Annotated in this window: 18 protein-coding genes; 13 read left to right on the forward strand and 5 right to left on the reverse strand. The window is 70.0% G+C overall.

Translation table 11 applies throughout. The features are described 5' to 3' along the window. Window positions 1-378 precede the first annotated feature (378 nt). The gene (locus tag LZ199_RS25705; protein WP_253996400.1) at window positions 379-684 is read left to right on the forward strand and encodes a hypothetical protein; all 306 of its coding nucleotides are present in this window, start codon (window positions 379-381) and stop codon (window positions 682-684) included. A 79-nt stretch (window positions 685-763) separates the two neighbouring features. On the opposite strand, the gene LZ199_RS25710 is transcribed toward LZ199_RS25705, so the two are convergent. The 3 genes from LZ199_RS25710 to LZ199_RS25720 all read right to left on the reverse strand — a co-directional run bounded on the left by LZ199_RS25710 (window position 764) and on the right by LZ199_RS25720 (window position 4,209). Then, on the reverse strand, window positions 764-2,299 hold the full coding sequence (locus LZ199_RS25710; RefSeq protein WP_253996401.1) for an ELWxxDGT repeat protein: 1,536 nt from the start codon (window positions 2,297-2,299) through the stop codon (window positions 764-766). A 128-nt stretch (window positions 2,300-2,427) separates the two neighbouring features. Continuing rightward, window positions 2,428-3,543, reverse strand: a complete 1,116-nt coding sequence (locus LZ199_RS25715; protein WP_253996402.1) for an aldo/keto reductase — start codon at window positions 3,541-3,543, stop codon at window positions 2,428-2,430. 81 nt (window positions 3,544-3,624) lie between these two features. Continuing rightward, window positions 3,625-4,209, reverse strand: coding sequence for a TetR/AcrR family transcriptional regulator (locus LZ199_RS25720; RefSeq protein ID WP_253996403.1), 585 nt, complete (start codon window positions 4,207-4,209; stop codon window positions 3,625-3,627). 191 nt (window positions 4,210-4,400) lie between these two features. Here LZ199_RS25720 and LZ199_RS25725 point away from each other — a divergent pair, with 191 nt between their 5' ends. Continuing rightward, the gene (locus LZ199_RS25725) at window positions 4,401-6,812 is read left to right on the forward strand and encodes an ABC transporter permease (RefSeq protein WP_253996404.1); all 2,412 of its coding nucleotides are present in this window, start codon (window positions 4,401-4,403) and stop codon (window positions 6,810-6,812) included. A gap of 10 nt (window positions 6,813-6,822) precedes the next feature. On the opposite strand, the gene LZ199_RS25730 is transcribed toward LZ199_RS25725, so the two are convergent. Together LZ199_RS25730 and LZ199_RS25735 are read right to left on the reverse strand one after the other, a co-directional pair. Beyond that, complete coding sequence (locus LZ199_RS25730; protein ID WP_253996405.1) at window positions 6,823-7,023, reverse strand: hypothetical protein; 201 nt, start codon at window positions 7,021-7,023, stop codon at window positions 6,823-6,825. 74 nt (window positions 7,024-7,097) lie between these two features. After that, window positions 7,098-8,108 carry an SDR family oxidoreductase gene (locus tag LZ199_RS25735; protein WP_253996406.1) on the reverse strand — a complete coding sequence of 337 codons (1,011 nt, stop codon included), beginning with the start codon at window positions 8,106-8,108 and terminating at the stop codon, window positions 7,098-7,100. A 516-nt stretch (window positions 8,109-8,624) separates the two neighbouring features. Between LZ199_RS25735 and LZ199_RS25740 the strand changes: the two genes are divergently transcribed. The 11 genes from LZ199_RS25740 to LZ199_RS25790 all read left to right on the forward strand — a co-directional run bounded on the left by LZ199_RS25740 (window position 8,625) and on the right by LZ199_RS25790 (window position 18,762). Further along, window positions 8,625-10,151 (forward strand): phage tail sheath family protein, encoded by a 1,527-nt coding sequence (locus LZ199_RS25740; RefSeq protein WP_253996407.1) that lies wholly within the window; start codon window positions 8,625-8,627, stop codon window positions 10,149-10,151. Window positions 10,152-10,165: 14 nt separating this feature from the next. Next, complete coding sequence (locus tag LZ199_RS25745) at window positions 10,166-10,693, forward strand: phage tail protein (RefSeq protein WP_253996408.1); 528 nt, start codon at window positions 10,166-10,168, stop codon at window positions 10,691-10,693. Window positions 10,694-10,707: 14 nt separating this feature from the next. Beyond that, window positions 10,708-11,439, forward strand: a complete 732-nt coding sequence (locus tag LZ199_RS25750; RefSeq protein WP_253996409.1) for a T4 family baseplate hub assembly chaperone — start codon at window positions 10,708-10,710, stop codon at window positions 11,437-11,439. Window positions 11,440-12,278: 839 nt separating this feature from the next. Beyond that, on the forward strand, window positions 12,279-12,656 hold the full coding sequence (locus LZ199_RS25755; protein ID WP_253996410.1) for a hypothetical protein: 378 nt from the start codon (window positions 12,279-12,281) through the stop codon (window positions 12,654-12,656). Further along, entirely contained in the window at window positions 12,653-13,855 is a 1,203-nt protein-coding gene (locus LZ199_RS25760) for a DUF4255 domain-containing protein (RefSeq protein ID WP_253996411.1), read from the forward strand. The genes LZ199_RS25755 and LZ199_RS25760 overlap by 4 nt, the downstream gene beginning before the upstream one ends. Then, a complete protein-coding gene (locus LZ199_RS25765; RefSeq protein WP_253996412.1) occupies window positions 13,852-15,843 on the forward strand; it encodes an ATP-binding protein in 1,992 nt (663 codons plus the stop codon). The genes LZ199_RS25760 and LZ199_RS25765 overlap by 4 nt, the downstream gene beginning before the upstream one ends. Further along, window positions 15,840-16,103, forward strand: a complete 264-nt coding sequence (locus tag LZ199_RS25770) for a hypothetical protein (protein WP_253996413.1) — start codon at window positions 15,840-15,842, stop codon at window positions 16,101-16,103. The genes LZ199_RS25765 and LZ199_RS25770 overlap by 4 nt, the downstream gene beginning before the upstream one ends. Window positions 16,104-16,107: 4 nt before the next feature. Beyond that, window positions 16,108-16,752, forward strand: a complete 645-nt coding sequence (locus tag LZ199_RS25775) for a hypothetical protein (RefSeq protein ID WP_253996414.1) — start codon at window positions 16,108-16,110, stop codon at window positions 16,750-16,752. A 24-nt stretch (window positions 16,753-16,776) separates the two neighbouring features. Next, window positions 16,777-17,067 (forward strand): LysM domain-containing protein, encoded by a 291-nt coding sequence (locus LZ199_RS25780; RefSeq protein ID WP_253996415.1) that lies wholly within the window; start codon window positions 16,777-16,779, stop codon window positions 17,065-17,067. Window positions 17,068-17,074: 7 nt separating this feature from the next. Further along, window positions 17,075-18,217, forward strand: a complete 1,143-nt coding sequence (locus LZ199_RS25785) for a hypothetical protein (protein ID WP_253996416.1) — start codon at window positions 17,075-17,077, stop codon at window positions 18,215-18,217. Continuing rightward, on the forward strand, window positions 18,214-18,762 hold the full coding sequence (locus LZ199_RS25790; RefSeq protein ID WP_253996417.1) for a phage baseplate assembly protein V: 549 nt from the start codon (window positions 18,214-18,216) through the stop codon (window positions 18,760-18,762). Before LZ199_RS25785 ends, LZ199_RS25790 begins: the two co-directional genes overlap by 4 nt. Window positions 18,763-18,764 lie beyond the last annotated feature (2 nt).

An 18,764-nucleotide genomic window follows, 5' to 3' on the forward strand; every position in this document is an offset into this window, starting at 1 on the left:
GGGTGGTATGGACAATCCCTGTCATCCCGCCTGTAGTCCCAAGAGTCGCCGGGCTTGAGCCTTCCGTCGGCCGAAGCGGGACTCGAGAAGCTGGGGGGAAACACCATGGATGCGAATCAACTGCTGGACCTGGTGAAGCGTTATCAGGACAACAAGTCGTTCATCTCGAATGAGGAGACCGCCAAGCCGAGAACATCTACGAGGGGAAGCGGACAACGGTGGTGCTGGAGCGGCTCGGAGAGGTAGCGGAAGAACCGCGCTGCCGTCGAGACCACGGAGGAGGAGCTGGCGTTCTTCAATGTCATCCGGGACATCTGCGTCAAGAATGGCCACGCGGCGGAGGACATCCTCTTCCGGGACACGTCGAACTACTTCAATGTGTCCTTCAAGCGCCCGACGAAGTGGTTCGCCCGGTTCTTCGGCAACGGCAGACGCAAGAGCATCGTCACGTGGGTGCCTGTCGAGGAAGCCAAGGCGCTCACCGCCGACTTCGACGTGGAGGCGGCGCCTCCCGCCCTGGGAACCAGCCGCGTCTACCTCGAGAACGTTCCCCAGGTCTGGGCGCTGAAGAAGCTGGTGGCCCGCAGCCTGGAGCTGTCCCTGACCATCAAGGAGGAGACTCCCACCGAGCCCGTCACGCGCGAAGACCCCAAGTCCGCGCTCAAGGTCGTCTCCGGCCCCTGAGCCCCACACGGGAAGCGGGGGCTTTCTTTCGGGGCCTCCTCGCGCCGCAGGTGAGCGCGAGGAGGGACGTCGCCTCCGCCTACAGCCCCGCGTCGGGCGACACGCAGGTGTTGCTCAACGCGGTGGACCAGAGCTGGCCCGCGAGCGTCTCGTCATACGCGCCGAAGAACACGCGGGAGCCCACCTTGCGGAACCCGTAGGGGTAGGACGAGGTCCCCCCCACGCCGATGTTCTTCAGCCGTCGCGTCCCGCCCGGCGTGCCGTTGCTCACCCAGGGCTCCACGCCGACGTTGCCCAGCTCCAGCGAGCTGAAGAAGACCAGGTCATCCGACACGGCGACGAGCGGGGAGCCGTACTCGTCCGACAGGCTCAGGGGCCGACGCAGCAGGGTGGTCCCCGCCGCGGTGCCATCCGTCACCCACAGCTGCGTGTCACGCAGCCCCGGCCCCTCGGTGCCGATGTTGACGGAGAAGAAGAGCTTGGAGCCACCCGGCGCCTTGCTCACCTGGTCGATGAAGGGGAACGCCACCCCCTGCGAGGCGAAGTCATTGGGCAGGCTGACCACGGACGTCGGATTGCCGCCCGCGAGCGGGACGCGGTAGACGACCATGTACTGGGTGGTCACCGACGTGGTCGTGACATAGGCCCAGGAGCCCAGCGTCCCCAGGAGCTCCACGACGCGCGAGGAGCCGAAGGACGCCAGCCGCACGGTGCCCGCGGCGGTGCCGTCCGTCTTCCACAGCTCCTGCAGCCCGGAGGACTCACCCAGGATGAACAGGGTGCGCTCGTCCGAGGTCTCCACCGAGCGGATGAAGGCCTGCGCCCCGGAGGTGAGCTTCTTGAGCCGGACGGTGCCCTGCGTGGTGCCGTCCGTCTTCCACAGGCTGGTGCCCGCGCCGGACAGCTCGCGCACGAAGAAGAGCAGCGCGTCGTCCTTCTTCGCGTCCAGGTAGCTGACGTCCATCTCCGTGCCGAAGTCGCGCAGGCGCACCGTCCCCGAGGACGTGCCATCTGACCGCCACAGCTCGTAGCGGGTGTTCGGAGACGTGGTGCCGTCGTACGTCTCCTTGAAGAACACCAGCGCGTCGTCCACCGCCGTCAGGTGGCTCAGCGAGGAGTGGGCCGGGCCAGGTGTCAGGTCCTTGACCAACGCGGTGCCCGCCCCCGTGCCGTCGCTCGCCCACAGCTCCATCCCATGGGCCGAGTCCCCCGCCATGAAGAACAGCCGGGAGGGCGTCGCCGTGAGGCCCGTGACAATGGGCCAGAACGTCCCCGTCGAGTCAGGGAGGCTCTTGACCTGCGTGGTGCCCGCCTCGGTGCCATCGCTCTTCCAGAGGGCGCGGCGGCCGTCCTCGAAGTTCACCGCGAAGTGGAGCGTCCCCCGGAATTCCTCGAAGGGACCGGGGCCCGCAGCGAAGAGGGCGCTGCCCAGCTCAGAGGGGGGAAGGATGGCCTTCACTCGCTGGGTGCTCGCCTCCGTGGGGAGGCAATACGACGAGTCCAGCCCCTGCTCCACCTCCCCCGGGGAGCCAGCCAGCTCTTCCCCTGGAAGTGCTCCCCCGCAGCCCGCCCCCACCACCAGCAACGACACCATCCACCCACCGCGCCACGACATGCAGCCCCCTACAGGAAAGACTGGGAGGGAGGGTGTGTCCCGTGGTGCCCGGTGCAAAGTGGCCCCAAGACCTACCTTGCTCGCCTGCTTGGAGGGACAGCACGTGCGGTGGGATTCACACCTCCGCGTCAGGCGGGCTTCGAAGCTTGTCCACTCCACACGCGGGGCGCATAGCCCTGGGGCTTGTCCCCCACCGACACGCCGGCGTTGAGCAGCCAGGCCTGGTACGCATCGGTGAACATTCCGTAGGGGAACGGCGGGGGCCGCGCGCTGACCTCCTGGAGCGCCTGTCGCGCCGATGCGGGCAGCTCGAAGTCGAGCGCGGCGAGGTTGTCGTCGAGCTGCTCGGGCCTGCTCGCGCCGACGATGACGGAGCCCACGCCGGGCTGCGTGGCCGCCCAGTTCAGCGCCACCTGCGCGGGGCTGCGCCCCAGCTCGCGCGCCACCTGCTCGAGCACGGCGACGACGCGCCAGTTCTGCTCGCTGAAGTGGCCCAGCCGCTGGCCCGTGGCCTCCACGTTGAGCCGCCCCGCGCCCGTCGCGCCGGACGCATCCGGCCGGTACTTGCCGGACAGGAGCCCTCCGCCCAGGGGACTCCAGGCGGTGATGCCCAGGCCCAGGTTCTGCGCCAGCGGCACGAACTCCGGCTCGATTCCGCGCTCGATGAGCGAGTACTGGAGCTGGAGGTTGATGAGCGGCGTCAGCGCGTACGCCTCCGCCCACGTCTGCGCGCGGGCCGCGTACCAGCCCGGCACGTCCGACAGCCCCGCGTAGCGAATCTTGCCGGCCCGCACCAGGTCATCGAACGTGCGCATCACCTCCTCGGCCGGCGTCATCCGGTCCCAGGTGTGCAGCAGGTACAGGTCGATGTAGTCCGTGCGCAGCCGCCGCAGCGACGCCTCCACGGCGCGCATCATGTGCTTGCGGCCGTTGCCGCCCCCGTTGGCGTTGCCCGACTCCACGCTGTTGCTGAACTTGGTGGTGATGACCACGCGCTCGCGCACGCCCGCGTCCGCGATGAACTTCCCCAGCAGGCTCTCGCTCGTGCCCTTCGTGTAGAAGTCCGCGGTGTCGATGAAGTTGCCTCCCGCGGCGAGGTAGCGGTCGAACACGGCGCGCGACGTCTCCTCCGTGGAGCCCCAGGCGCCGAACGGGCCGTCCTTGCCGAACGTCATCGTGCCCAGGGAGATGCGGCTGACCCGCAGACCCGAGCGGCCCAGCAGATAGGAGTGGCTGACGGACATGGTGACACCAACTTTCTGGACAATTCAGTCCAAAACAAGGCGCGCGTCGATGCGCGCCGGGGAAGAAGGAACAACAAGGAGTTAGCGGGCCCTCAAGCCCGAGACGGTGAAGGACGCGACTTCACGGAGCGCCTCGGGGGAGGCCCCCGCCTTGGCGGTGACGCGCAGGCCCTGCAGGGCGGTGAGCAGGAAGCGCCCCGCCTGTCGCTCGTCGACGGAGGCGCGGACCTCCCCCTTGCGCTTGGCTTCACGGACGACGCGCTCGAAGGCCGCCTCGCAGGTCATCGCCGCGGCCCGGGACACCGAGGCGACCTCCGGGTCCACGCGCGCCAGCTCGGTGATGGCATTCACGCCCAGGCAGCCTCGGGCGCGCTCCGCGGGCGACTCGTTGGCGATGACCAGGAAGACCTGCTCCAGCGCGGCCAGGGGCGAGGGCTCCGAGCGAAGCCGCTCCATGAGCCCCGCCGCGTTCTCCGCCTGATAGCGCTGGAGCGCCTCCAGGAAGAGCCGGTGCTTGTCTCCGAAGGTGTCGTACATGCTCTGGCGTCCGATGCCCATCGCCCGGAGCAGGTCGTCCGTCGACGTGGCCTCGTAGCCCTTCTCCCAGAAGACGACCATCGCCCGCTTCACGGCCTCCTCACGGTCGAACTCCTTCGGACGTGCCATGCCCCATGGGTAACGATACTGGACTGACCTGTCAACAACAACGGACACGCGCGAGCATGTCCGCTTCCGGGAAACCCGCGTGCCACATCCGGACACCCGAGCCCGGACCCCGGTCCACCTGGCGGGCAAGCCGCCCTCGCTCCTCGCGGGGGAGTCCGTGGCGCTAGAGTTGCACCAACGCCACCGCCCCCATGCCCTCGTTCCTCCAGGAAGTTCGGCTGTCGCTGCGTCGGATGTCGCGCGAGCGCGCCTTCACCACGGTGGTGGTGGCCACGCTCGCCCTCGCCATCGGCGCGACGACCGCGGTGTTCAGCGTCGTCTATCAGGTGATGCTGCGCCCGCTGCCCTACACCGAGCCCGAGCAGCTGGTGCGCCTCTACCAGTCGAGCGCGCAGCGGGAGCGGCTGGGGGTCAGCCACCTCACGCTGCAAGCGTGGCGTGAGCATGTCCGCGCCCTCCAGCAGGTGGAGGGACTGGCGCTCTGGGACCGCACGCTCACGGGGGACGGCGCCGCGCCGGAGCGGGTGCGCACCGGCCGCGCGACAGCGGGGCTCCTGTCCATGCTCGGCGTGCAGCCGTCGCTCGGCCGCGCCTTCGGACAGGAGGAGGTGGCGGCGGGGCAGGACGACGTGGTGTTGCTCGGCCATGGCCTCTGGCAGCGTCGCTTCGGAGGAAGGCCGGAGGCGCTGGGACAGAGCCTGATGCTCGATGGCAGGCCGCACACCGTGGTGGGCGTGCTGCCGGCGTCCTTCCGCTTCGCACCCGACGTGGACCTGTGGAAGCCGCTGGTGCTGGAGCCCGTCTGGGAGGCCCATCATCCCGGGGACGTCACGCTGCGCGCGATAGGTCGCTTGAGGACGGGCACGCCGCTGGACACCGCGCGCAAGGAACTGGAGGGCGTGGCCGCGCGACTGGCCCAGGAGCCTGTGATGGCGGGGCAGGCGCCCGGGGTGCGGCTGGTGCCACTGCACGAGCTGGTGGTGGAAGGGGCGCGCGAGCGGCTGTGGCTCCTGTCCGGCATCGTCGCGCTGGTGCTGCTCGTGGCCTGCGCCAACGTGGCCAACCTGTTGCTCGCACGGGCCAGCGCGCGCGAGCGTGAGGTCTGCGTGCGCGCGGCGCTGGGCGCCGGACGGTGGCAGCTGGCCAGGCAGTTCCTGGTGGAGAGTGCCCTGCTCGCGCTGGCGGGTGGTGGCACGGGGCTCCTGCTCGCGCTGTGGGGCCTGGACCTGCTGCGCCTGCTCATCCCCCAGGGCGTGCTTCCTCCCGAGAGCCTGCGGCTGGAGCCGCACGTGCTCTTCATCGCGCTCGGCGTGTCGCTGTCCACCAGCCTGTTGTTCGGACTGGTGCCGGCGCTGCGCGCTGCGCGTGCGGAGGCCCTGGGTGCGCTGGGCGTGGCACGCGGCGGACAGAGCGCGACGGGCACCGGGCGACTGCGGGCGCTGCTGGTCGTCGCGCAGGTGGCGCTGGCGCTGGTTCCCCTCGTCGGCGCGGGGCTGATGCTGCGCACGCTGCGCGCGCTGCATGAGGCGCCGCTGGGCTTCGAGCCCCACGACGTCATCGCCACGGACGTGCTGCTCCCTGGAAACAAGTACGAGGATGACGCGAGGAAGCGGCTCGCGCTCGCAGCGCTGGTGGAGGACGTGCGGACGCTTCCCGGGGTGTCCTCGGCGGCGCTGGCCAGCACCGTGCCCCTGTGGGGGCGCAACGGGGTCAGCGCGGTGCTGCTCCCCGGCGAGTCACCGGCCGCCGCGGACACGCGCGAGCTGGCCACGTTCCGAACCGTGAGCGCGGGGCTCTTCGAGACGCTGGGAATCTCGCTGAAGGAGGGACGTACCCTCGTTGACACGGACACCGGGAGCGCGCCCCGGGTAATCGTGGTCAACGAGACCTTCGCGCGTCGGCACTTCCCGGACGGGCAGGCGCTGGGCAAGCAGGTGAAGCTGACGATGGACGGCGAGGACTTCCGCGAGGTGGTGGGCGTGGCGCATGACGTCCGCCACGGCTCCGTGGGCGAGGCGCCCCAGGCGGAGGTCTACCTCCCCATGAACCAGTTCCCAGCGCTGTACATGGTGCTCGTCGTGCGCTCCTCGACGCCACTGGACGCGCTCGTCCCCGCCCTGCGCGAGCGCTTCCGCGCGGTGGACCCGGACCTGCCGTTGGGCGCCGCGCGAGCGCTGGAGGACGTGGTCGACGCGAGCCTCGGCCCCACGCGTGTCATGGGAGGACTGCTGGCGCTGCTCGCGGGCTTGGGCCTGTCCCTCGCGGGCGTGGGGCTCTATGGCGTGGTGGCGTATTCAGTGAGTCAGCGGACGCGCGAGCTGGGCATCCGCATGGCCTTGGGAGCGACGGACTCCCAGGTGCTCCGGCTGGTAGTGGGCCAGGGAGCACGACTGGCGACCGCGGGCGTGGCGGTGGGCCTGGTGGGCGCCGCCCTGCTCGCGCGAAGCCTGTCGGGAATGCTCTACGGCGTACACGCCTTCGACGTGGCGACGTTCCTCACCGTCCCCGGCCTGCTGGGCGTCGTGGCACTGCTCGCGAGCTGGCTGCCCGCGCGCCGCGCCCTCCAAATCCCACCCAGCGAGGCCCTTCGCTCGGAGCAGTGAGGACCGAAGCTCAGATGCAGACCATGGCGTCGGCGCAGACGCACTGGCCTCCCATCATTCCGCACTGGAAGAAACAAGAGCAGTCCTCATTGGTGCAGAGGTTCTGACACAAGAGCGCGCCCGCCTCCGCCTGCGCCGGCTGAAGCACGCCCAACGCGCCTCCGACAACGACGCCCACGACAAAGACCCACTTCTGGAATCCCTTGCGCATGACAAGCCTTTCGATGGGGACGGCGGCGCCAAGGCTAACACAATCCAGACAGGCTCCCTGACGCCGAGCCACCGTCAGGGGTTTCCACGACCGCCGGACGCGCCATATATCTGGCCGGTGGTGTAGCTGGCCCCCGCGCTCGCCAGCTCGACATAGACACCCGCCAGCTCCGCCGGTTGGCCGGGGCGGCCCATGGGCGTGTCCTGTCCGAACTTGACCAGGTTCTCCTGCGTCTGCCCTCCGCTCACCTGGAGCGGCGTCCAGAAGGGCCCCGGCGCGACGCCATTCACCCGGATGCCCTGCTTCGCCACCTGCCTGGCCAGGGCCTTGGTGAAAATCATGATGCCGCCCTTGGTCATGGCGTAGTCGAGCAGGTTCTCCGACGGGTCATACGCATTCACCGACGTCGTGTTGATGATGGCCGAGCCTGGCTTGAGGTGCGGCATGGCGGCCTTCGTAATCCAGAACATCGCATACAGGTTCGTCTTCACCGTGGTGTCGAACTGCTCCGTCGTCACATCCAGGATGGAGTCCTGCGTCTGCTGCTTCGCCGCGTTGTTGACGAGGATGTCCAGACCGCCGAGCCCCTTCACGGCGTCCGCGACGAGCTTGCGACAGAAGGCCTCGTTCCGGATGTCTCCGGGCAGCGCCACCGCCTTGCGCCCCGCCTCCTTGATGAGCGCCACGACCTCGCGCGCATCCGGCTCCTCCGCGGGCAGGTAGTTGATGGCCACGTCCGCGCCCTCTCGCGCATAGGCGATGGCCGCGGCCCTGCCGATGCCGGAGTCCCCGCCGGTGATGAGCGCCTTGCGGCCCTGCAGGCGCCCCGAGCCCTTGTAGCTCGTCTCGCCGTGGTCCGGCCGGGGCTGCATCTTGCTGGCGAGCCCCGGCCACGGCTGGGTCTGCGAGGGGAACGGCGGCTTGGGGTACAGGGTGACGGGGTTCCGCAGGGGGACCTCCGGGCGCGCCGGCGCTCCCCCGTCCTGCTGGGCCGAAGCCGTCGTGGAGAACACGGCGGCAATCCCCGTGGCCAGACCTCCCATCACCTGGCGGCGGGAGGGCGTGTCGTTGTCGTCCGAGCTCATCGTCTTTCTCCTGTCCAGAGCCCGCAGCGGGCCTGGCACCGGAAGACTCGGGCCTCACGCGGCGAACCCGAACGACCTTTTCACGCCCCCTTTTGGGTGTGCCGGCTCATGAACACACATGAGCCATCCTCGCGCGACCCCACGGGAAACTGTCATCCAACACACGTTGGACGAGCCATGTGCGACAGCTCACACCCATGTATTGGATTGGGGCGATGCCGGTCTACGTATGATCCACTACTCCGGAATGAATGACTTCCCGTTGAGTTTCTGGCACAGTCTCAAGACGACGTTGAGGAAGCCAGCAACACGCTTCCGGTAGCGAGGGGGGGTCGACCGGTTTCACGCGTTTGCATTTGCCGCCACGGCATCAATTGCCGTCCTCCTCATACAGATGGATGTGACACAGCCGTGCGGGCGCCCCCGTGAACGTGGGAGCGCGCCGTGCGCTGGAAGGGCTCTTGCCTCGCGACCTGAGGGGCGGAGTTGACGAACCCGCAGAGGGAGGAGTCGTCCATGCCGGCAGCTCTCAGTTATCCGGGCGTCTATATCGAGGAAGTACCCAGTGGGGTCCGCACCATCAGCGGGGTGCCCACATCGGTGACCGCCTTCGTGGGACGCGCACAGCGCGGGCCGGTGAACGAGCCGGTCATCTGCAACGGGTACGGCGACTTCGAGCGCTCCTTCGGGAGCCTGTGGGAAGACAGCTCGATGAGCTTCGCCGTGCGCGACTTCTTCCTCAATGGAGGAGGCCAGGCGGTCATCGTCCGGCTGGACAACGGCGGGGCGGCGGCGGAGCTGGACCTCACCAACTCCGGCAACACGACGCTGGTGGCGGCGAGCCCCGGAGCCTGGGGCGGCAAGCTCAGCGTGGTGGTGGACCACAACACGAAGAAGACCGGCAACGCGTCCGTCGATGACCTGCTCTTCAACCTGACCGTCACCGACACGGCGACGCGCACGACGGAGAAGTTCATCAACCTCTCCATCGACCCCGCCAGCCCGCGCTACTTCCCCACCGTGCTGGAGCAGGGCTCCACTCTCGTCCGGGTGGGCACCCTGCCCTCTCCCGCCGTCCGTCCGGAGGCGGCCACGCGCGTCCCGGTGTCGCCCGACCTGGGAGGCGATGGCAACGCGCTGACGCGCACCCAGTTCACGACCGGCGCGGGGCTGCGCGCCGACAAGAAGGGGCTCTACGCGCTGGAGAAGGTGGATGTGTTCAACCTGCTGTGCATCCCACCGCACGCGCTGGATGGAGACATCGAGGCGGACCTGGCGACGGACGCCGCGGCCTACTGCGAGGAGCGGCGCGCCGTGTTCATCGCGGACCCGCCCGTGAGCTGGGACAGCGTGGCGGACGCTGTCACCGGCTTCAACAGCAGCAGCCTGCGCAGCAAGAACGCGGCCCTGTACTTCCCCCGCCTCATCCAGGCCAACCCGCTGCGCGAGAACCAGCTGGAGACCTTCGCCCCCTGCGGCGCGGTGGCCGGGGTGATTGCCCGGACAGACACCCAGCGGGGCGTGTGGAAGGCGCCCGCGGGGCTGGACTCGCTCCTGACGGGCGTGCCGAAGCTGAGCGTGCCGCTGACGGACCAGGAGAACGGCCAGCTCAACCCGCTGGGCGTCAACTGCCTGCGCTCGATGCCGGCCGCGGGCCGCGTGGTGTGGGGCGCGCGCACCACCCGCGGCAACGACCTGCTGGCCGACGAGTGGAAGTACCTGCCCGTGCGGCGGCTGGCGCTCTACGTCGAGGAGAGCCTCTACCGGGGCATCCAGTGGGTCGTCTTCGAGCCCAACGACGAGCCGCTCTGGTCCCAGATTCGCCTCAACGTGGGCGCCTTCATGCAGAACCTCTTCCGGCAGGGGGCGTTCCAGGGCCAGTCGCCGCGAGATGCGTACTTCGTCAAGTGCGACAAGGAGACCACCACGCAGAACGACATCAACCTGGGCGTGGTCAACATCGTCGTGGGCTTCGCGCCGCTCAAGCCGGCCGAGTTCGTCGTCCTCAAGCTCCAGCAGATGGCCGGCCAGGTCGCGGCGTAAGGGAGACCCATTCCATGGCTCAGTTCAGCGTCAACGCTCAGCGTTTCGACCCGTACAAGAACTTCAAGTTCCGCGTGAAGTGGGATGGCCGCTACGTCGCGGGGGTCAGCAAGGTGGGCGCGCTCAAGCGCACCACGGAGGTCGTCAAGCACCGCGAGGGAGGAGACCCCAGCAGCAGCCGCAAGTCCCCGGGCCGCAGCGAGTACGAGGCCCTCACCCTGGAGCGCGGCGTCACCCACGACACCGAGTTCGAGCGGTGGGCCAACAAGGTCTGGAACTACGGCTCCGGCCTGGGCACCGAGGTGTCCCTCAAGGACTTCCGCAAGGACATCATCCTGGAGGTCTACAACGAGGCGGGACAGCTGGCCATCTCCTACAAGCTCTTCCGCTGCTGGGTGTCCGAGTACCAGGCGATGCCGGACCTGGATGCCAACGCCAACGCGGTGGCCATCCAGACGCTCAAGCTGGAGAACGAGGGCTGGGAGCGCGACTACGACATCACCGAGCCCACCGAGCCCAGCTTCAACGAGCCCAACCCCTGACGCGGTGAGGCTCCATGCGCGCGCTGACGGCTTCGGAGCTGCTGGGCGCATGGGAGGCGGGCTACCCGCACTCCGCTCCCGGACGCGCGCTCGCGCTGTTGTGCGCGGCGTGGCCGGAGCGGAGTCCGGGAGAGCTGGCGCGGCTGCCGGTGGGCGCGCGGGACGCGCTGCTCCTGGCCGCGAGGGAAGGCACGTTCGGCTCGGCGCTCGTGGGGCTGGTGCCGTGTCCGCCGTGCGGTGAGCAGGTCGAATTGGCCTTCGAGGTGAATGACATCCGGGTGCCGCATGGCGCCTCCGCGCCGGAGGTGCTGGAGGTGGAGCGCGAGGGCCACGCGGTGCGGTTCCGACTGCCGGACAGCCGGGACCTGGCGGCGCTGGCGGCGGGACGAGGTGGAGCGGGGCGCGAGGGGATGCTGGCGCGGTGTGTGGTGGAGGCACGTCGGGAGGGGGCACACGTGGACGTGGGGGAGCTGCCGGAGGAGGTGATTGGCGCCATCGCCAACGCGATGGAGGCCGCCGACCCGCAGGCCCGGGTGGAGCTGACCACCACGTGTCCCGCCTGCGGGCACCAGTGGGCGGCGGCGTTCGACATCGCCGAGTTCTTCTGGCGGGAAGTGGAGGCGTGGGCCCAGCGCACCCTGCGCGACGTGCACACGCTGGCGAGGCTGTACGGCTGGTCCGAGGAGCACATCCTCGGGATGAGCCCCTGGAAGCGGCAGCGCTACCTGGAGCTGGCGGGGACATGAGCGACTACTTGAGCCACCTCGTGGCACGTCAGCACCGCCCCACCGAGGGTGTCCGACCGCGCGTCAGCTCGTACTTCGCTCCCGAGGCACGGGCCGTGGAGCGCGACGAGGCGGCTGTCCTCGACACACGGCACGAGCCCCCCGGCGCCCTGCCCCGCGCCCCCATTGGTCCAGTCCAATCCCGACGCGAACCTTGGAGCGCGCTGGGACAGGCTCTCATGGGGGCGCGGAGCATGGGCGACCCGGGGCCTGGTGACGCACGCGGCGCCACGGAGGCAGGGAGCCTCACGCGTGACGGGACGCGCGGGGCAGCGGGTCGAAGGCTCGACGTGGCGCAGGAGCCCGGAGTCGAGGAGGCCCAGGACAGCGACGTCGTGGAGCCGTCCCGCTCAGAGAGCGCGGGCACCGGGGCTCGGCGCGGCGGGCTCGACACGGACGTGGGTCGCGTGGAGCGGACGAGGGTCGTGTCCCCCGTTCCGTCGGAATCACTCGCGACTTCCGGAGGTCATGTCCTCCCGCGAAGCGGAGACGCGGCGTCACGGCCCCTCGGGCTCGCGGCGGATGCACCGGCTCGCATGGACCTCTCCGAGAAGCGAGGCCCGGCGGCTCCATCGCCACGCGGGCCCCAGGCTCCTCCGAGGAGCGCTGGCGTATTTCCCGCCGTGCGAGTGGAGCCTTCGCTGAATGAGGAGGCCCACGCGTCCACGCGAGGGAGCGCCGTTGCCCGGCCCGTGAGCCCATTCACCGAGTCCTCGACGGAACGGCAGGGTGTCGGCGTACAGCCGGCGAACGCACTCCCGGGGGCCTCGGTGGTTCGGCAGGGGGGCGGTGTCCTGCCCGTGAGCTCACACACCGATTCTTCCGCGGAGCTGGCGCGAGCACGCGCTCCCACCGCTTCGGAGCAGGGCTCGTTCGACGAGCGCTCCGTCCCGTCAGCGGTGGGACGAGCCCGGGCACTGGCCGTGGCGCTGGAGACGTCGGCCCCCGCTCCGGCGGCGCGGTCCTCCCCGGAGACAGCGCGGCGGGAGTCCGGCGGGGACACGGCTCCGGTCCACGTGTCGCAGGGCCCGGCGGCACCCGTCATCCAGGTCACCATCGGCCGCATCGAGGTCCGCGCGGTGTCGCCCTCCGCGCCCGCCAGGAGCGCGCCCTCGCGGGCCGCGCCGTCTCCGTCTCTCGAGGAGTACCTCGCGCGCCGCAACGGAGGTGGACGGTGAGCAACTCCCTCTCCATCGCGACGGTGACGGCGACCCTCCGCACCCTGCTCTTCAACCACCTCCAGGTGGAGACGCCGGACGTGACGGTGACGACGCTGCCCCCGGACAAGGCGCGGGCCCGCGACGCCACGCACCACCAGCTCAACGTCTTCCTCTTCCAGGTGAGCCCCGACGCCGCCCTGCGCAACATGGACTTCCCGCCGAAGGTGAAGTTCGGCGAGTCCGGCCTCCCGCCCCTGGCCCTGCGGCTGACCTACCTGCTCACGCCCTACGCGCCGTCCGACGAAGACGTGGAGAGCCACAAGCTGCTCGGCAAGGCGATGAGCGTCCTCCACGACCATCCGCTGCTCGGGTCCGAGGAGCTGCGCGTCGCGGTGCCAGGCAATGACCTGTACCAACAGGTCGAGCGCGTGCGCATCACCGTGGAGCCGCTGTCGCTGGAGGAGCTCTCCAAGCTCTGGACCATGTTCCAGACGCAGTACCGCGTCTCGGTCGTCTACCAGGTGTCGGTGGTGCTCATCGAGAGCACCCGTCCGCATCGCGCGCCCCTGCCCGTGCTGCGTCCGGTGCTGACCGTCCTGCCCGACACGCTCCCGCCCTTCCCGCGCCTCGAGGCCGTCACGCCGCCACAGCTGCAGGCCAGCGCGCGACTGGGGGACGTGCTGGTCCTCACCGGGCAGTACCTGTCCGGAGGCACCGTGGGGGTGCGCTTCACGCATCCGCTCTGGAATGCGCCGGTGACCCGGCCCGCCACGGACGTCACCGCGTCGCGGCTGACCGTGGCCATCCCCAACGACGCGGCCGGCTGGCCCTCGGGCACCTACTCGGTGTCCGTCGTCATCACCGATGCGAACGCCGTGGAGCACACCACCTCCGCGCTGTCCCTCACGCTCGCGCCCCGCATCACCCTCCTCACCCCCAACCCCGCGCCTCGCGGCCCCGGTGACGAGGTGACGCTCACCGTCACCTTCCAGCCTCGGGCCCGCCCGGAGCAGCGCGTCTCCCTGCTGCTCGGCGGCAAGGACATCCCCGCCCCCGAGCGCGCCGCGCCGGTGGACAGCATCAGCTTCACCACGCGGGACGTCTCCGCCGGGGATTACTTCGTCCGTCTGCGCGTCGAGGGCGTGGACTCGCTGCTCATCGACCGGACCCAGACGCCTCCGGTGTTCGACACGTCCCAGCGGGTGACCGTCACATGAGCAGCCCGCTCCCCCAGACGTGGCAGGCCGCGAACCAGCGCCAGCTCACCGCGGCGCTCTCGGTGGTGCGCGCGCGCCTCGTCCGTCATGCGCTCGCCCAGGAGCTGGAGCCCCCCACCGAGGGCGCGAACATCGACGCGGCCCTCGCGGCGCTCTCCGAGGCCGAGGCGGCGATGCCCGCGCCCTCCGCGTTGGAGAGCCTGTGCGACGCCTTCCGACTGTCGGCCTTCGAGCGCGATGTCCTGCTGTGCTGCGCCAGCCTGGACCTGGGCACGGGCTTCGGGCCGCTGTTCGCGGCGGTGAATGGGGACCCTCGCAGGGCGTGGCCGACCTTCGGACTGACGCTGGCCATGCTGCCGGAGGCGCACTGGAGCGCGCTGACGCCGGTGGCCCCCCTGCGCCGCTGGGAGCTGGTGACGCTGACGCCAGGTGAGCAGCTCACCACCAGCCCGCTGCGCATCGACGAGCGCATCCTCCACTACCTCGCGGGCCTCTCGTACCTGGACCGGAGGCTGCAAGAGTTCCTCACGCCGGTGTCCGTTCCCGGGGCCCTGCCGCCCTCGCACCAGGAGCTGGCGGAGCGGCTGCGCAGACTCTGGGAGCGCGAACCCACGGGCCACGCGCCCTCCCCCGTCGTGCAGCTCTGTGGCGTGGAGCCGGATGGGGCCCAGGCCGTCGCCAGCGCCGCGTGCGCGGCCCTCGGCCTCCAGCTCCATGTCATGCGCGCGGGACAGCTTCCCTCCGGAATCGAGGAGCGCGCCGCGCTCGCCCGGCTGTGGGAGCGCGAGGCGCTGCTCCTGGGAAGCGGCCTGCTGCTGGAGTGCGACGAGGGCACCAGCGCGGAAGCGGCCCGGCTGGCCGTGTCCTTCGCCGAGCGGCTCCAGGGCATGGTGCTCATCACCGCGCGCGAGCCTCTTCGCATGAGGCACCGGGCCTCGCTCCACGTTGACGTGAAGCGGCCCACGCGCGTGGAGCAGCAGGTGCTCTGGGCCCAGTCGCTCGACGCCGAGGCCGTCCCCATTTCGGGCGCGCTGGAGCGCGTCACCACGCAGTTCGACCTGCCCCTGCGCTCCATCCGCGCCGCCAGCCTGGAGGTGCGGGAGCGCGGTCCCTTCCAGGAGGAGGCCTCATTGGGCGCCGCGCTGTGGGCCGCCTGCCGCGTGCAGTCGCGTCCCCGCCTGGAGGAGCTGGCGCAGCGGCTGGAGCCCGCGGCGGGCTGGGACGACCTGGTCATGCCCGCGGACAAGAAAGCCATCCTCCGCGAGATTTGCGCGAGCGTCCGGCAGCGCACGCGGGTGTACGAGACGTGGGGTTTCGCCTCGCGTGGCACGCGCGGCCTGGGCATCAGCGCGCTGTTCTCCGGGGCCAGCGGCACGGGGAAGACGATGGCGGCGGAGGTGCTCGCGCTCGAGCTGGGGCTGGACGTCTACCGCATCGACCTGAGTCAGGTGGTCAGCAAGTACATCGGCGAGACGGAGAAGAACCTGCGCCGCGTGTTCGACGCCGCGCAGGAGGGCGGCGCCATCCTCCTGTTCGACGAGGCGGATGCCCTCTTCGGCAAGCGCACCGAGGTGCGCGACAGCCATGACCGCTACGCCAACATCGAGGTGAGCTACCTGCTCCAGCAGATGGAGGCGTACAGCGGCCTGGCCATCCTCACCACGAACATGAAGGACGCGCTGGACACGGCCTTCCTGCGCCGGCTGCGCTTCGTGTTGCAGTTCCCCTTCCCGGACGCCACCCAGCGCGCGGAAATCTGGCGGCGCATGTTCCCCGCCGCCACGCCCACCCAGGGCCTGGACGTGGCGCGACTGGCGCGGCTCAGCGTCACTGGCGGAAACATCCGCACCATCGCCCTCAACGCCGCCTTCCTGGCCGCCGACGCCAATGAGCCGGTGCGGATGGCCCACCTCCAGCGCGCGGTGCGCTCGGAGTTCAGCAAGCTCGACAAGCCCTTGGCGGAAGCCGAGGTCTCGGGGTGGACATGACGCCACGACGCATCTCCCTGCACATCGACGAGCTGGTGCTCCACGGCGTCTCCCCCGCTCACCGCGAGCAGGTGGGCGAGGCGGTGCGACAGGAGCTCTCGCGGCTGCTCGCCACGGAGGGACTGCCCCAGGGCTTCTCCGGCGGCGAGGTGGCCCGCCTGGACGCGGGCGCCGTGCACGTGACGCCGCACGCCGCGCCCCAGTCGCTGGGCGCGCAGGTGGCGCGGGCCGTGTACTCCGGCCTGGGACGGGGGAAGTGACGCCATGAGCTCGTTCCCACGCACACCCCGCACACAGCGCGGCGCCATCGTCGCGGTGGACCCGTTCAACCCCGTCGCGAGCCTGGTGGTGTTCCAATACAACCCGGACACGATGACGCGCACGCTGACGCCCCAGATGTCGGGCGACGGCGGCAGTGACCGCACGGAGGCGCTGCGGCTCGCGGGCCCCCCGGTGGAGAACATCCGGGTGGAGGTGGAGATAGACGCCACGGACCAGCTCGCCAACGGCGACGCCATCGCCGGCAGCCTGGGCATCTACCCGCAGCTCTCCGCGCTGGAGATGCTCGTCTACCCCAAGACGGCGCAGGTCATCCTCAACGCGGTGCTGATGCAGGTGGGCACGCTGGAGGTGGTGCCGGCCACCGCGCCGCTGACGCTCTTCATCTGGGGCCCCAAGCGGGTGCTGCCCGTGAAGCTCACCGAGTTCACCATCACAGAGGAAGCGTTCGACCCGAACCTCAATCCCATCCGCGCCAAGGTGTCGCTGGGGCTGCGCGTCCTCTCCTACAACGACTTGCCCCTCCTTCACCCCGGCTACGCCCTCTTCCTCACGCACCAGGTCGTCAAGGAGGCCATGGCCGTCGTCGGCAGCATCTCCGGCGTCGCCAATGCCTCGCTGCCACGCTGAGCGCCACGCCTCACGGGAGCTTTCATGCTCGACCCCACCAGTCGCTACGCCTCCCTGGAAACCGCCACCCTCACGCTCCCCGACGGGCGCGTGGCGGCCTACAAGCGCCGCCGCTTCATCCCCGCGGGCAATGCCCTGAAAGTCCTGGCCGAAGTCACCGTCACGGAAGGGGACCGGTTGGATTTGCTCACCCACCGCACCCTGGGAGCCCCGGAGCACTTCTGGCGCGTCTGCGACGCCAACGACACGCTCAACCCCTTTGAATTGATGCGTGAGACTGGCTCCCTGGTGCGCATCGCCATGCCGGAGTTCTGAGCGCGCGATGAGCCTGCTGGGAATCCACCTCACCCTGATGCTGGGCCCCACCGTGGCGGTGCCCGCGCCCGCGTCGTTCATGGAGGCCCTCCAGAACGTGGAGGTCACCCACAACGACGAGGGCCGCTCGGGCTTCCAGCTCACCTTCGGCGTGGGCCGCTCGGGCCCCATGCACCTGTTGGACTACGGGCTGGTGGGCCACCCGCTGCTCAAGCCGATGAACCGCGTGGTGCTGCTCGTCACCTTCAACGTGATTCCGCAGGTGCTCTTCGACGGGCTCATCACCCACCGCACCCTCAGTCCGTCGCAGCACCCGGGCGCGTCCACGCTCACCATCACAGGCGAGGACATCAGCACCGCCATGGACCTGGAGCAGAAGGTCCACGAGCACCCCGCCCAGGTGGAGCCCATCATCATCGCGCAGCTCGTCCTGAGCTACGCGCAGTACGGCCTGATTCCCGTCATCATCCCGCCGCCCTCGCTGGACGTGCCGCTGCCCATCTACCGCACGCCCGTCTTCCGAGGCACCGACTACGCCTACCTCCAGGAGATGGCGCGCCGCTACGGCTACGTCTTCCAAGTCACGCCCGGCCCCGCGCCGCTGACGAACACCGCCTACTGGGGCCCGCCCAACCGGCTGGGCATTCCGCAGCGGGCGCTGTCGGTGAACCTGGGCGCGCAGACGAACGTCGACACCATCGACTTCCAGTACAACGCGCTGGCCCCGACGACGGTGAGCGGCCAGGCCATGGCCTTCGGTCGCGCGCTCCCGGTGAAGACCTTCGCGAGCCTGCGCGTGCCGCCCCTGGCCAGCATGCCCGCGCTGCTGGCGCAGTCCAAGGTGCGCACCTCGCTCCTGGAGGACGTGCCGGACGGCGCGGGCTACATCGCGGCCTTCGCGAAGGCGCAGGGCCAGACGGATGCGTCCACGGACCAGGTGCTCACCGGCTCCGGCGAGCTGGACGCCACCCGCTACGGCGACATGCTGCGCCCGCGAGGGCTGGTGGGCGTGCGCGGCGCGGGCTTCGAACACGACGGCTTCTTCTACGTGCGCAACGTCACGCACTCCATCCGCTCCGGTGAATACAAGCAGCGCTTCACGCTCACGCGTGAGGGGACCGGGTCGCTCACCCCAGTGGTGCCGCCATGAGCACGTACTTCGGGAAGTACCGCGGCGAAGTCGTCAACAACATCGACCCGCTGATGATGGGCCGCGTGCAGGTGAAGGTGCCCACCGTGCTGGGCGACAGCCAGCTCGGCTGGGCCATGCCGTGCATGCCCTACGGCGGCAACGGCAAGGGCTTCTTCGCGGTGCCACCCATGGGCGCCAAGGTCTGGGTGGAGTTCGAGCGCGGAGACCTCAACTACCCCATCGTCGCCGGCTGCTTCTGGGGCGAGGGCGAGGCCCCCGCCACGCCCGGCCTTCCCACCACCAAGGTGTGGAAGACGGACTGCATCACCCTGAAGCTCGATGACCTGCCCGGCGCGGGCGGACTCACCATCGAGGTGAGCCCTCCGGCCGTGCCCATGCCGCTCAAGGCCACCTTCACGGCGACCGGCATCGAAATCGACCACGGGGGAACCGCCAAGGTGGTGCTCAGCGCCACCGGCATCGAGCTGTCGTTCGGCGCCGCCAACATCAAGCTCGGTCCCACGGGCGTCAACGTCAACAACGGCGCGCTGGAGGTCATCTAGCC

Origin of the sequence: Myxococcus qinghaiensis (genome assembly GCF_024198215.1) — a bacterium.
Taxonomy (GTDB): domain Bacteria; phylum Myxococcota; class Myxococcia; order Myxococcales; family Myxococcaceae; genus Myxococcus; species Myxococcus qinghaiensis.